The sequence below is a fragment of the Agrobacterium larrymoorei genome, assembly GCF_030819275.1.
GTDB lineage: Bacteria > Pseudomonadota > Alphaproteobacteria > Rhizobiales > Rhizobiaceae > Agrobacterium > Agrobacterium larrymoorei_B.
On sequence record NZ_JAUTBL010000002.1, the window covers coordinates 457,210 to 471,368 of the forward strand.

At 57.0% G+C, this 14,159-nt stretch carries 12 protein-coding genes; 5 read left to right on the plus strand and 7 right to left on the minus strand.

What is annotated here, in order from left to right; genetic code table 11:
* Nucleotides 1-18: 18 nt before the first annotated feature.
* Nucleotides 19-3,525 carry a PAS domain-containing hybrid sensor histidine kinase/response regulator gene (locus QE408_RS10735; protein WP_306930996.1) on the minus strand — a complete coding sequence of 1,169 codons (3,507 nt, stop codon included), beginning with the start codon at nucleotides 3,523-3,525 and terminating at the stop codon, nucleotides 19-21.
* Nucleotides 3,526-3,876: 351 nt separating this feature from the next.
* On the opposite strand from QE408_RS10735, the gene mscL reads away from it, so the two are divergent.
* On the plus strand, nucleotides 3,877-4,305 hold the full coding sequence (gene mscL, locus QE408_RS10740; RefSeq protein ID WP_306930998.1) for a large conductance mechanosensitive channel protein MscL: 429 nt from the start codon (nucleotides 3,877-3,879) through the stop codon (nucleotides 4,303-4,305).
* 201 nt (nucleotides 4,306-4,506) lie between these two features.
* The gene (locus tag QE408_RS10745; RefSeq protein ID WP_306930999.1) at nucleotides 4,507-5,679 is read left to right on the plus strand and encodes a pyridoxal phosphate-dependent aminotransferase; all 1,173 of its coding nucleotides are present in this window, start codon (nucleotides 4,507-4,509) and stop codon (nucleotides 5,677-5,679) included.
* Nucleotides 5,680-5,882: 203 nt separating this feature from the next.
* Here the strand turns inward: QE408_RS10745 and QE408_RS10750 are convergent, their stop codons facing one another.
* From QE408_RS10750 to motA, 6 genes are all read right to left on the minus strand, one after another.
* Complete coding sequence (locus QE408_RS10750; RefSeq protein WP_306931001.1) at nucleotides 5,883-6,332, minus strand: hypothetical protein; 450 nt, start codon at nucleotides 6,330-6,332, stop codon at nucleotides 5,883-5,885.
* Between the two features lie 5 nt (nucleotides 6,333-6,337).
* Nucleotides 6,338-7,417 (minus strand): flagellar biosynthesis protein FlhB, encoded by a 1,080-nt coding sequence (gene flhB / locus QE408_RS10755; protein ID WP_306931003.1) that lies wholly within the window; start codon nucleotides 7,415-7,417, stop codon nucleotides 6,338-6,340.
* A gap of 225 nt (nucleotides 7,418-7,642) precedes the next feature.
* Complete coding sequence (gene fliG / locus QE408_RS10760) at nucleotides 7,643-8,689, minus strand: flagellar motor switch protein FliG (protein ID WP_306931005.1); 1,047 nt, start codon at nucleotides 8,687-8,689, stop codon at nucleotides 7,643-7,645.
* Nucleotides 8,690-8,716: 27 nt separating this feature from the next.
* Nucleotides 8,717-9,220 (minus strand): flagellar motor switch protein FliN, encoded by a 504-nt coding sequence (gene fliN, locus QE408_RS10765; protein ID WP_306931006.1) that lies wholly within the window; start codon nucleotides 9,218-9,220, stop codon nucleotides 8,717-8,719.
* Nucleotides 9,221-9,285: 65 nt separating this feature from the next.
* Nucleotides 9,286-10,242 (minus strand): FliM/FliN family flagellar motor switch protein, encoded by a 957-nt coding sequence (locus tag QE408_RS10770; protein ID WP_306931008.1) that lies wholly within the window; start codon nucleotides 10,240-10,242, stop codon nucleotides 9,286-9,288.
* Nucleotide 10,243: 1 nt separating this feature from the next.
* A complete protein-coding gene (motA, locus tag QE408_RS10775; RefSeq protein ID WP_306931010.1) occupies nucleotides 10,244-11,116 on the minus strand; it encodes a flagellar motor stator protein MotA in 873 nt (290 codons plus the stop codon).
* Between the two features lie 286 nt (nucleotides 11,117-11,402).
* Here motA and flgF point away from each other — a divergent pair, with 286 nt between their 5' ends.
* The 3 genes from flgF to QE408_RS10790 are packed head-to-tail and all read left to right on the plus strand — an operon-like array spanning nucleotide 11,403 to nucleotide 14,083.
* A complete protein-coding gene (gene flgF, locus QE408_RS10780; RefSeq protein ID WP_306931012.1) occupies nucleotides 11,403-12,137 on the plus strand; it encodes a flagellar basal-body rod protein FlgF in 735 nt (244 codons plus the stop codon).
* A gap of 15 nt (nucleotides 12,138-12,152) precedes the next feature.
* Complete coding sequence (gene fliI / locus QE408_RS10785) at nucleotides 12,153-13,547, plus strand: flagellar protein export ATPase FliI (protein ID WP_373465538.1); 1,395 nt, start codon at nucleotides 12,153-12,155, stop codon at nucleotides 13,545-13,547.
* A 2-nt stretch (nucleotides 13,548-13,549) separates the two neighbouring features.
* Entirely contained in the window at nucleotides 13,550-14,083 is a 534-nt protein-coding gene (locus tag QE408_RS10790) for a flagellar protein (RefSeq protein WP_306931014.1), read from the plus strand.
* Nucleotides 14,084-14,159: the final 76 nt, after the last annotated feature.

The following is a 14,159-nucleotide window of genomic DNA, read 5'->3' on the forward strand; positions in this document are numbered from 1 at the left end:
TTCATTCACTTGAGAAGATTACTCCGCAGCGGCGCGTCTGGTGTTGAAAACTTGCGTGACGTAAGCACGCAGCGCCGCGGGGCGCACCGGCTTGTGCTGAACCCCGATACCGTGCTTCTCGGCCTCGGCGCGGACCTCAGGAGTGCGGTCGGCCGTAATCAGCAGGGCCGGGATCTGCGATGTCAGCCTTTCGCGCAGATATAGAATGAGATCGATACCTGTACCTTCAGCAAGGTGGTAGTCTGCGACGATGAGATCGGGAATGTTGACTTTGCCGAGAACGGCATCGAGATCATGAGCTGAGGCCGCTTGCGAGACCTCGCAGCCCCAGCCGGTCAGCAGCACAGACATTCCTTCCAGAATCTTTGGCTCATTATCGATACAGAGGATATGAAAGCCGGATAGCCGGGTCTGCTGAGAGGAGGGGGTAGCGCGTCCTGCCTCTTTGCCATGCCTGTCACTCTGTGCTTCGCGCGGCAACTGGACTTGGAACGACGTGCCTTTGCCGACCACGGATGACAGCTGGACAGGGTGGTGCAGCACCCGCGAAAGACGATCGACGATCGAAAGGCCAAGACCGAGGCCCGCCGCAGCCTTCATGCCTCCATCAAGCCGGGTGAATTCCTTGAAGATCGTCCGGAACTTCGAGGCAGGAATGCCCATGCCGGAGTCCATCACCTGGATCACGACATCGCCACCGCGTCGACGTGCGCCGACCAGGACCTTGCCCGACATGGTGTATTTGATGGCATTGGAAACCAGGTTCTGGATCAGCCGCCGCAGGAGATTGATGTCGGAGCGCACCGTCAAGGATGTCGGCATTACCACGAATTCGAGGTTCTTCTCTCGCGCCATGGGCGCGAAATCGGTTTCGATGCGCTTCAGGAGGTCGTTGAGTGGCACTGCCGCCATACGCGGCTTCATCGAGCCGGTATCAAGGCGAGAAATATCCAGCACCGCGCCAAGGATCGTTTCGACCGATTCCAGCGCGGAGTCGATATTCTGCACGAGATTGGTATTTTCCGAATGGCCGATACGCTCAACCAGTGCAGAAGAATAGAGACGTGCGGCGTTGAGCGGTTGCAGGATATCGTGACCGGCTGCGGCGAAGAACCGGGTCTTGCCAATATTGGCCTCATCGGCAGCTGCGCGCGCCTCTGCCAGCTCGCGATTGACCCGCGTGAGTTCGCCGGTGCGTTCTGCCACGCGTTGCTCCAGCGTCTCGTTGGCCTGTTTCAAGGCTTGGTCGCTCGCCACGCGTTGTGTGATGTCTGTGAAGGTTGCGACCACACCCTTGTCCGGCATGGCATTGGAGCGTACCTCGATAATGCGCGCACCGCCGCTGAGCACAAGGGAGAAGGGACGATCCATCGTCAGAAACTGGTTGATCCGTTCGCCATGATCGCCAGGCTCTATATCGCCGCGCTCGTCCAACAGCGCGACGATCTCGGCGAGCGGCAGACCAACGCGGCCGAAATGCTCCGGCAGATCGAGGAGGGTGCGGAAGCGTCTGTTCCAGATCGTCAGCCGCTGCGAGGCGTCGAAGACTGCGATCCCCTGATCCATCTGTGCCAGAGCCGTTTGCAGCATATCCTGATTATATTGTAGTGCCTCGCTGGCCTGGTCCAACAACCAGGCGGTATCGGCGCTGGTGTCTTCCGCCTTTTGCAGGATGAGGGACAGCACCAGTCGGGCAGAGGAGGAGCCAATGGCGCTCCCCAACAGTTGTTCGGAGAAATGGATCAGCGCCATATCGGCAGGCTGCTCATCCTCTAGCCTTCGTCCTGCGGTTTTCTCGTAGGCCGAGAGCGAGCGAAGCATGCGCTCTTCGCCAAGGTACCGGGCGACCGCGCTTTTCAAGTCCCCGACGCTGACACGCGTCTTCCACCCGCGTGTGGCGAATTGCGATTTTGAATGGCGCTTGACGAAGATGCCGGATTGGATGCGCTCCACCGGACGTGGATTGCGCGAAAGCGAGCCGAGCACGATGGCGAGCGAATTGATAAGCAGGCTCAGTGTCACTGCATTGACGAGCGGATCGGCGCCCGGCCCGCTGAACATCTCCGTTCCGGGAAAAATGAAGCTCAAAACGCCTGCCGCGACATAGGAATAGTCGGGGCCACCGAGGCTCGGCAGAAAGAGAAGATAGGCCCAGACGAGGAAGCCCGAGCTCAGGCCTGCGATCGCGCCGCGCGCATTGGCCCGCCGCCACAACAATCCGCCGAAAAGCGACGGGGCCATCTGCGCGATGGCGGCAAAGGCCAGCAATCCAATGGAGGCCAGACCCGATGTGCTGTCTGCCGCCCGATAGTAGAAATAGCCAAGCAGCAGGACGATGAAGATCGCCGTGCGGCGAATGTTGAGGAGCGTCTTGGCGAAGTCGTCGCTATGGGGCGAGCGGGTCAGCAGTTTCTGTCGCAGGAAAATGGGGATCAAGATATCGTTGGAGACCATGATCGACAGCGCCACCGAAGCGACGATCACCATCGCCGTTGCAGCGGAGAAGCCGCCGATGAAGGTGATCAGCGACACGAGCGGCACGCCGTTAAACAGCGGTAGCTGCAGCACATAGAGGTCGGCATCGCCATTGTTGCCGATCGTCAGAAGACCAGCGACGGCAATCGGCAGCACGAAAATATTGATAGCAATCAAATAGAGCGGCAGCAAAAGACCTGCGGTGCGCAGTTCCTTCGGTGTTCGGTTTTCCACGACCGTGACATGGAATTGCCGCGGCAAGAGGATGATGGCAAAGCCGGAGAGAAGCGTCAGAACGATCCAGCGGCTGATCGGCGTCTGGTAGGAGACCGCTTCCATCACTTGGGCGTTTTCAGAAGCGACGCGCCAAAGCGCCGACGGCCCATCGAAGAGGAAGAAGACGACATAGATGCCTGCGGTGCACATCGCCACCAGCTTGACGACCGACTCCATCGAAATGGCGAGGATCAACCCGTCCTGATGTTCCGTCGCATCCGTATGGCGCGTACCGAACATGATAGCAAAGCCTGCCATCACCACCGTGACGATGAGCGGAAGATCGAGGAAGTGGAGATTGCCGCTGCCAATGCCGTAATCGCGCGGATCGACCATCGTCGCGACCGAACTGGAAACCGCCTTCAATTGCAGCGCGATGTAAGGAATAGCACCCACCAGGGCGATGATCGAAACGATCATGGCAACGGTCGGGTTCTTGCCGTAGCGTGCGGCGATAAAGTCTGCCACAGATGTGAGTTTCTCGGCTTTCGCCAGTTCCACGATGCGCCGGATGATGGGCATTCCCAGCGTGAAAGCGAGGATCGGGCCGGTGTAAATCCCGAGAAATTCAAGCCCACGTTCGGAGGCAAGGCCAACGCCACCGAAATAGGTCCAGGAGGTGCAGTAGATCGCAAGGCTGAGCGCATAGACCACCGGCCGCCCCTTGTGGGGAGCGGTCCTGCTTCGGCTCTTTCGATCGCCGTAACTCGCTACTGCAAAGAGCAACAGAATATAGGCGAAGGCCGAGACGAATATGATCCACCCGGGCAGCAATGCAGTGTCCCCTCCACTCATTCCGTAGAAGCTTATGACACTTCCAGTAAAATGAGAATTGGCGCCGCATTGGCATAAAGTCCAACAGACAAGCACCTGGTCGTACATCAACCGAAGGATGTGTGGAACGAAACACACGGATTGCGCGTCATAACGCATGGTCCACGCAAAAGTGTGGGGCGGTTTTGCGATAACGACATGCGATAAAACAAAGAGCGAAAGCGCATGAGCGAATCTGAAAGATCGCAACAGGCTTTAGGACCTGCACAATAGCAAATGGAGTGCTAGTGCTTACACGTCGGTGGCGTTTCGTCCCGGCAGATTAAGAGGGCTTAAAAGAGGGACATCTTCATGCTCAACGAATTCAAGACATTCATTGCGCGCGGCAACGTCATGGACCTGGCTGTCGGCGTCATCATCGGAGCGGCTTTCAGCAAGATCGTCGATTCGGTCGTTAACGATCTGATCATGCCGATCGTTGGCGCGATTTTCGGTGGTTTCGACTTCTCGAACTATTTCATTCCCCTGAGCTCCAGTGTGACCGCCACATCTTTGGCCGCCGCGCGCGAGCAGGGTGCGGTTATCGCCTACGGTAATTTTATTACCATCGTCATCAACTTCCTCATCCTGGCCTGGATCATCTTCCTTATGGTCAAGGGTGTGAACAAGATCCGCGCGTCGGTCGAGCGTGAGAAGGTGGAAGAGCAGAAGGCGCCAGCCCCGCCGCCGGAAGACGTCAAGTTGCTCACCGAGATTCGCGACCTTCTGAAGACGCGCTAAAATTCGGGCCACGCAAAGATGGGAAGCGGTTTTGCGATAACGACGTACGGTAAACCAAAGCCCTCAAGCGGAGGGAGCGACCCGAAATATCGGGCTGCACTCTAACCTCCACCCATCAGCAAAATCCGTGGTTTCTTCACGGAATATCATGCAAACCGCGCAAGCGATGCGCTAAGAAGGCACTCGAATGGAGTGCCTTCTATGTCGGTTTTGAACAGTCTCAGTGTCCGCTCTCTTGCAGCGCCTGAAAGCGGTATCGTCGAGGTGAAGAAATACGCCCACGCCCGCGAAAATCTTTTGCCATTGTGGGTTGGTGAGGGTGACCTGCCAACGCCGGATTTTATTTCCAAGGCTGCGGCCGACGCATTGAACGCCGGTGAAACCTTCTACACCTGGCAGCGCGGCATCCCTGAGCTTCGCGATGCACTTGGCCGTTACTATCAGCGGCATTTCGGTGCTTCGCTGTCGCCTGAGCACTTCTACGTCACCGGTTCCGGCATGCAGGCCATCGTGCTCGCCGTCCAGGCACTGACGTCGCCCGGCGATGAGATGATCTACCTGACCCCGACATGGCCCAATATTGTCGCTGCCATCGGCATTGCCGGCGCGACGGCCGTGCCCGTTGGGATCGATTTTACCCAGGGCAAATGGAACATCGATATCGGCAAGCTCGAAAGCGCCATTACACCAAAGACCAAGGCGCTCTTTATCAATACGCCTTCCAACCCCACCGGCTGGACGGCAAGCCAGGATAATCTGCGTGACATTCTGGCACTGGCAAGAAAGCACGGTCTCTGGATTGTCGCCGACGAAATCTACGCGCTCTATCACTATGCAGGCGCCCGCGCTCCCTCTTTCCTCGATATCATGGAGCAGGGTGATCGGATCGTTTTCGCCAACTCCTTCTCCAAGAACTGGTCGATGACGGGCTGGCGTGTTGGCTGGCTGGTCGCGCCGCCGGAAATCGGGCAGGTGATCGAAAATCTGATCCAGTATTCGACCTCCGGTGTCGCGCAATTCATGCAGCGTGGTGCGATTGCGGCCCTGGATCACGGTGATGATTTCATAGCGCAGAATTTCGCCCGCGCGGCACGCTCTCGCGACATTCTCTGCGATGCCTTGATTGCTACCAACCGCGTCGAGACCTTGAAGCCGGATGGAGCTCTCTACGCATTTCTAAAGATCGATGGCGTTACGGACACGCGCGCGGCGGCTTTCGATATTGTAGATAAGGTCGGCGTTGGACTGGCGCCAGGCATGGCATTCGGCGCAGGCGGAGAGCTCTTCCTGCGTGCCTGCTTCCTGCGCGATCCAGCACAGATTACCGATGCCGCGGAAAGACTGTCGGACTACATATTGAAAAAGTCGGCGTGATGCAGCCGGCACCGGCGAGAGCATTCCCAGCGGAGGCGTGATCGCTTCGGCGTGGGACAATGCGGCAAAAACGCATTGAACGCCGTCCCGCAGCAGGCGCTTCCGGTCTGAGTTCAATGGACAATACAAAAGAGGCGCATCGTCCCATGCGCCTCTTTTGTCGTCTAAGGATAAATGTTCATGCGGGTGAAACGGTCAGGATTTTAGCGCGCTGCATTCATCGCAGCGGAGTCCACGTTCTTGTAGAAGGTGGCATAGCGCAGGCTATCCGCCAGAAAAGCGGTGTTTTCGTTCGGGTCGTTCGATGGGTTTTGGAAATTGATGTAGTTGATATTGACGCCGGCATGATCCTTGCCGAGCATCAATTGCGCGTAGATCGTGACGCCCTTCGGCTTGATCTCAAGATCGAGCGTGATCGAAGGATAGGTGTCCCAATCGAGCGTGTAATCTCCCCCAATTCCGAAATGAACAGTTCCCGGGTGGAAGTATAGTTCGGCTGCCGAATCCACGAGATCCGACAAGCTTTTGTAATATTCAAACTTTAAAAGAGATATCAGATCAGCAGCGTCAATCAGACGAAGCTCGGCCGCTACGGGACCGATTGCGCGTGCAACTATCTCTTCTCGTTGAGCCGAATATGGGCATTTTTTCATGTCAATCAGTTTACCCGTCTTTTGTTCTGACGTGCGGCGTAAACCTTATGAATGAGTTCCGCCACAGCCTTATAAAATACTGACGGAATGACGCTATCGACCGAGACTTGCGCAAACATGGAGCGGGCGAGTGGCGGATCTTCAAAAATCGGGATGTTGTGCTCTGTGGCAATCTCTCTGATGCGCAGCGCAATCAGATCCTGCCCCTTGGCGACGACGATCGGCGCATCGCTCTCTTCCTTTACATAGCGCAACGCAACTGCAAAGTGGGTTGGGTTGGTGATGATGAGGGTGGCTCTTGGAACGCTGTCCATCATGCGGCGACGGGCGCGATCGCGCGCAATCGAGCGCTGGCGGGCCTTGACGACCGGGTCACCCTGCGACTGCTTGTGTTCGTCCTTGACTTCCTGCTTGGTCATTCTCAGGTTGCTGTACCAGCGATGATTGGTCCAGAAATAGTCGGCGACCGCGAGGATGCCCGTCGAAAACAGAATGACGATCATCATCTTCTTCAACGCTTCGTAGCCGGTCGGAACGATCATCTGCGGATCGGTATTGAGCGCGCTCAGCAGCCTGAAATAATCGCCCTTCAGCACCATCGCCATGATGATGGCGACGATGACGACCTTGAACAGCGATTTCCCGAAATTGATCAGACCGTCGACGCTATAGATGCGCTTGAAGCCTTTGATTGGCGAGATGCGTTCGGCCTTGGGTGTGATTCGGTCGAGAACGAACTGCGGAAGGTTCTGCGCAAAGGACTGGCCCAGACCGAAGATGATGAACATGATCGCCGCTGGTAATAACAGCGCGCTTGCTTCCTTTGTGAGGTGCAGGCCAAGAGACAGCAGATCGCCTGCCGTATTCAGGCGCCATTGTTCGGGACGCTCGATCACATCCTTCAGTGTTTCGCCAAGTCGCCTCACACCGTCCGGTGCGAAAAAAACGAGATAGACGTAAAAAGCCAGTGAAGACGCAAAGAGAGACGCTTCGGTAGAGGCAGGTATGTTACCTTTCTCGACCGCGTCGCGAAGTTTTTTCTCTGATGGTTCTTCTGTTTTACTGTCTTTGTCTTCGTCAGCCAAGGCAAGACCTCCCTAAGGCATGTCACGCTAATCTTCAGCGGTTTTGCGATAACGGAGTGCGTTAAGACAAAGACTTAGACGCCGAGCGCGAACACAAGGATCGCGGGACGCTAAAACTGAAAAAACCCGCCTTTTCCTGGCAGGTCCGCGAAAGAAGGTACAGTCTTGGTGGGCGACCTGCAAGATGGCAGGGGTTGGCTGCAGGTGTTATCAACCGGGAAGGTGCTATGCCGCTGCCGGTTCGCCCTCTGCTGGGGCGGCTTCCTTGAGGACGATCTGGCCGGAATTGGCCATGCGAATGGCTTCCTGTGCCACTGCACGTCGCGCTACGGCCACTTCGCGGGTGTTGATATTCGTGCCGCCCGCAGAAAGATCGGACTCGATCATGCGGCGCTGGCGTGGGCTGATGCTGGACAGCACACATTCCTTGATTTCCGCCGTGGCGCCACGCAGCGCCATGGTGATGACATCGCCGGTAATATCGCTGAGGAGCGTAACACGGCTGCGCTGCGGCATATACAAGAGGTCTTCGAAGAGGAAGATCTTCGGTTTGACCTTGTTTGCCGATTCCCGGCTGAGGGTTTCGAGCGAGCTGAGAAGCGTATCGACCTGGGGCTTCTCCAGCTCGTTCATCAGGTCTGCGACCTTGATGGAGCCGGTTGCGTTGCGTTCTGCCTCGACTTCGGCGATCAGTGCCAAGACGCGCTTTTCGATGATCTGCGCGGCAGTCGGGCTGACTTCCTTCATGTTCACCGTACGGTTCATGATATCCGCCCGCTGTTCGTCGGGGATTGTCAGCAGAACCTTGGCGCCGAAGGAAGATGGCAGCATCGAAAGGATGTAGGCGATCGTCTGAGGATGCTCGCGCATCACATATTTGCCGATGAACTGCGGATCGGAATCCTGCAACTGGTCCCAGATGGAAGTCTCGAAGGCCTGGAAGGTCGCACGACGGCCAAGAAGGCCATCCACTTCTTCAGGGGTGAGGCCTTCTTCGAGGATGGCTTCGATAGCCTTAGCATTGTCCATGAGGCCGGTACCCTCGGTGAAGAGGTCCTCGAACTCGGCGACGATCTGGGCAAGTTCGTCTGGTGGGATGACACGAAGAGTCTGAGCGGAGTTGATGATGGTCTGAAGCTCGGCCTGGGTAAAAAACTTCAACAGTTTTCCAGCGACGCCCTTGCCCATTGCCAGGAGCACGGCGGCAGCCTTTTCAGCCTGAGACAACGGTTTCCCTAAGATCGGGTTACCGAAATCCTCAAAGTCCATCATGGTCTTTCCTCTCCGTCCCCACAGGGATTAGGTCTTCTTAGTACTCAGCACTTCGATCAGCTTCACACCGAAACGTGTATCGTCGTTTTCCAGAACGGTAATTTCGCCGCGTGCAATGCAACGACCGTTCACCATGATCTCAACAGGTTCGCCGATTCGTCGATCGAGCGCAATTGTTGCTCCCTCTTCCAGGCCCATCAGGCCCGATACCAGCATGCGGCTGGTTCCCAAAACGATCTGGACATCAATCGGGATGTCCATGATCAGGTCCAAGTTGTCCGACAGGCCGCTGCCAAGCGGTGCTGCGGAAGGTGGTGTGCCCGCATCAAAGCCAAACGCGTCGAGGTCATCGCCCAGCGGGCTTGCAGCGGCGCCATCAAAGTCGCCGAAGTCCCCGAAGCTGGAGAGCGAACCCTCCGCGTCGCTTTTCAAGACGTCGCGCAGCCCACCGATAGCTTGATCCAGTTCGCCCGTATCATCGAGCGAAGGCATCAGGTCGTCGTCGGTTACAGGGGTCTTTTTCGTAGCCATGCGATAATTATTCCTTTTGAAACTTGCGTCAGCCTGCCTAAAACCTAAGGTAGTATTGAGCGATCTCAACCCATCAGGTGTCTTAGGATTTCGTCATCCGTGGAGACGTTGTTCTTGACCCGAACCGTGTAGCGGTCCCCGGCTCGCCCAAACTCGCAATTATACATCTTTGCTCCGTTTGCGCTTACTTCGACGCAGATATCATCCTGCTTCGCGTCCCGGAAAGGAATAACGTCTCCTTCCACGAGGCGTGAGATGGTCTTCAGTGTCAGTGTCTGAAGTCTGATTTTCGCTTCAAGCGTTACCTGGGAACGCTTGACCTGTTCGGAAATCATCTCCATCCACTCTTCTTGCTTCTTAACGGCCCCGGCCGAAGGCTTCGGCGTGACGATCGTGGTCTTGAGAAGCGTGCGCTGAGGAATAATCAGCGCAAATTCGGAAGCAATCTTGCCGATTGCGATCTTCATCCGGATCAGCATGCCGAATTGGCCGAACATGGCCTCTTCGTAAGCGCTCTTTCCGGTTGCATTGAAGGGCGGCTCGATCGTCACTTCGAAGCCGCCGGAGGCGTTGACCGCCGAGCGCAACACGCCAGCGATTCGGTCGAGGATCAAAGCCGCAAGATCGAGCTCGATCGGCGACAGGGGCCGGACTTCCGGTTCCATGATCGTGTCGGGTGCAGCACCCAGCATGCGTTCCATCAACGCCATGACGAATGCGTTGCCGACACCGATCATGAAATTGTTGCACCAGTTGCGAAGCGAACAATCCGCGACAGCGTAATCCTTGCCGAGCTTCGCAATGAGATCGGTCATCAGGCCGGATTCGCAAGCCTCATAATCAACCTCGATGGTGATGCTGGTTTGACTGTGGAAGACGTCGGGAAGGAAGGTGCCATAGACTTGGCCGATCTCGTTGCCGATCTTGGCGACGGTCTTGCTGTCCCCAAGCCCACCGGTGAGCTTGGCGAGCAGTGAGGGTTCCATTCCAAGGGAAGAGCTATGGTCCGCAGCAATCGCCATATCAAGCCGCCTTCTGGTCGCCGCCAGGGTTCATCATTTCCTGCTCCACGGCGTCGATCGAAGGACGCTCATAGCCGGAAATCGTCTTTCGTCCGTATTCCAGCGCAACCTGGGGAACCGAGCCGTTCATATAGGCGATCAGCGTTTGCTTCACGATGACATACAGTCTGTGTTGCTTCGAGCGGACGATTTTGACCTGGGAGGCGAGCGGGTTACAGATCGAGTAGGAAAGAAGAATGCCAAGCATGGTGCCGACGAGCGCAGCACCGATAAGACCACCGAGAACCGCAGGTGGTTCGTTGATCTTACCCATGGCCTTGATAACACCGAGAACGGCGGCGACGATACCGATCGCCGGGAAGGAGTCGCCCATTGCGGTAATGGCGTTGTAAGGCTTCAGCTTGTCGTAGAGGATCGTTTCGATTTCCTCGTCCATCAGCGCTTCGATTTCATGGCTGCGCGCATTGCCGATGATGATCAGGCGGACATAGTCGCAGATGAAGGATGTCAGTTCCTTGTTCTTCAGGACCGAAGGTGCAGTCTGGAAGATGGAGGATTCCTCCGGATTATCGATATGGGCTTCGATCTCGTTTCGCGATTTGGTGCGCAGGTCGCGCATCAGAGAGTAGAGAACACCGAGCACATCGAGATAGTGACGCTCTTTCGGCACCGCGAACTTGAATGCTTCGCCAAGCGCTTTGCCGGAGTCCTTCACCACTTTCATAGGGTTGGACATGATGAAGCCGCCAAGGCCTGCGCCGCCGATGATCACGAGCTCGAAGGGCTGAATAAGGACGTCCAAGTGTCCGCCCATGGCCATGAAGCCGCCGAGAATACAGCCGAAAGTAATAACCAGTCCAATAACGATATTCATCTGACGCTCACACCTGCAGCCAATTTTTCTCCTGAATGGTTAGGCATCATGCCTTGCGCGAGGCTGGCTTAGGGAGCTTCGCTACTGGCGCCGCACCTTCTTGATGGTCGCGACGGGCATGTTTGCCCGAACCCTGGCATCGTCTGATGCAGCTAGGTCTTAGCAAGGTTGATCGCGGAGAGGCGACCAAAAGTTTCGCGCAAGCAAACCCCTCTAGGTCTTTGAAGCCATGATGCGCCGGGTTTGGGCGCACGTCCTTGGCTGGAAGTCCGAACAGGAGAACGACATGCAATCTGGTATCTATGTTGGTATTTCGTCCCAGATCGCCTTGGAACGTCGCCTCACGACCATCGCGGACAACATTGCCAACATGAATACGGTCGGCTTTCGTGGCACCGAGGTGAAATTTAACCAGGTGATGGCCCAGACGAAGAACGATCTGCGTGCCAACATCGCCTTCGTGACCCAGGGCAACGACTATCTTTCGACGGTCAATGGCGAACTTGAGCGGACTGGAAACCCCTTCGATTTCGCCGTCAAGGGCGATGCATGGTTTGCCATCAACACTCCGTCAGGCCAGGTTCTGACGCGCGATGGCCGCTTTTCCATGTCGACGACTGGCGAATTGATCTCGACCAAGGGCTATCCAGTTCTTGATCCGGGCGGCGCGCCGATCCAGCTCAACCTTGCTGCGGGGGAGCCAACCGTTGGTGCCGATGGTCGCATTAGTCAGAACGGTCGGACGATGGGCCAGATCGGATTGTTCACTGCCGATGCGAAGAAGGGCTTCGTTCGCTATGAGAACAGCGGCGTGATCTTTGCCCAGCCGCCACAGCCGGTGGTGGATGCAGATCGAGCCGGTGTAGTGCAGGGCTATCTCGAATCTTCCAACATCAACGGCGTCTCGCAGATGACGCAGCTTATCCAGGTCAACCGGGCCTTTGAAGGCATTTCGTCGATGATGAAGTCGACGGAGGACAATCTCTCCCAAGCGCTCCGCACGCTGGGTGGCGGTCAGTAATCGGCATGAACCAAGATGGATAGCCAACCGCAGCCTTCGCCGTTTCATAAACTGGATGCCCTGGCCCAGATCGCGGCTGCTCAACTGGTCTCGGGCGCGCCAGTGTCGCGCGGTGGGCGTGTGCGCACCATCGCTGCCGGCCACTATACGGTCAGTGGCCTGTCGGAACATGTTCGGCTTGGCGAGTTCGTCGTCCATAAAAGCGCGACCGGCCTGCACCTGGGTGAAGTGGTGCGTGTCGAGCCGGACCTCATCTATGTCTGCCCCATCGAACCTGGCGAGCCGATCGGCGTCAACGATATCGTGCTGCGAGAGGGCGAATTTCGTGTTCAGCCCGACGATAGCTGGTGCGGCCGGACGATTAATTCATTGTGCAAACCGATCGATGGCAAAGGCCCACTTCTGAAAGGTGCACGGAAACGCTCCGTCATGGCCTTGCCCCCACCATCCATGAGCCGAAGCCGCGTCATTACCGGCTTTAGGACAGGGGTGAAGGCCATCGACATTTTTACACCCCTGTGTCTGGGTCAGCGTCTCGGTGTCTTTGCCGGGTCGGGTGTCGGTAAATCCACCTTGCTATCCATGCTCGCCAAGGCGGATGCCTTCGACAAGGTGGTCATCGCGCTGGTGGGCGAACGCGGTCGCGAAGTTCGCGAATTCATCGAAGACACGCTCGGCGACAATATGAGGAAGTCGATTGCCGTTGTCGCGACAAGCGATGAAAGCCCGATGTTGCGAAAGATGGCGCCGCTGGTCGCAATGACCATTGCCGAACACTTCCGCGACAAAGGCGAAAATGTTCTCTTCATCGCAGACAGCATCACCCGCTTTGCCCATGCGATCCGCGAAGTGGCGATTGCCGCCGGCGAGCCGCCAATCGCGCGCGGATATCCGGCTTCGGTCTTTACGGAACTTCCAAAGCTTCTGGAGCGCGCCGGGCCGGGCAAGGAGGGGACGGGTACCGTCACCGCCATCATCTCGATCCTTGTCGATGGTGACAATCACAACGATCCGATCGCGGACTCCACACGCGGCATTCTTGACGGCCACATCGTGCTCGATCGATCGCTCGCCGATGAAGGCCGTTATCCTCCGATCAATCCGCTGGCATCCATCTCGCGTCTCTCCCACAAGGCTTGGACACCCGATCAGCAGAAGCTGGTCTCGCGGTTGAAATCACTCATTCACAATTTCGAGGAAACGAAGGATCTGCGCCTGATCGGTGGTTATCGGCCGGGCGTCGATGCCGAGCTCGACATGGCGGTGAAGCAGGTGCCCTTTGTTTACGAAGTTCTCAAGCAGTCGCCGGGCGATCCGACGGTAATCGATGCCTACGCAGAACTGGCAAATGCACTGCGAAATGCGCCCGTAAACAACCAGTCTGCGACTGCACAGCGACGGGGACCATGACCATGAAGTTCAAAAAGCGCAACAAGACCGTCACGACGGCCGATGCCGCCAGGCAATTTGATCGTTGGCTGACAGGCGGCCTGATCGGGGTGGCCGCAGCGGCAGCGGCGCTGCCTTGGTATGTCTTCCTCAACCCGGAGAAGTTCGGCATGAGCGGTCGCGGTTGGGAGGCTTTGATGAATGTCCCGCAACGCGGCGGTGGTGGTGGGGATGCGGTTATGCCGCATGATGATAATTCCGCCGCTGCCAGCCAGTCCAAGGATGCCATCGTCGACAACGTCATAACCGCGACGGTCCCTGCCAACGACAAGAATGTCAACTCAGACGGTCCAATGCCCCAACAGCCCTTCCCGGGTGGCGCAAACTTCAAGCTGCTGCATGTCTCAAACGGACGGGCACTGATCGAGGACAAGTCCGGCATGTTCCTGGTTCAGATCGGGTCGGTCCTGCCGGACGAAAGCAAGCTTCTCTCCATGACCAAGGTGGACGGACGGTGGAAGATCGTGACCTCGGCCGGCGAGCTCTACTCGGAGTAAATCCGCGGTGTGATGTCACGCGAGGCCTGATCCAGTCCAGTTGAACTCAGTCCATCATCATGCCTTTAAGAAGAGC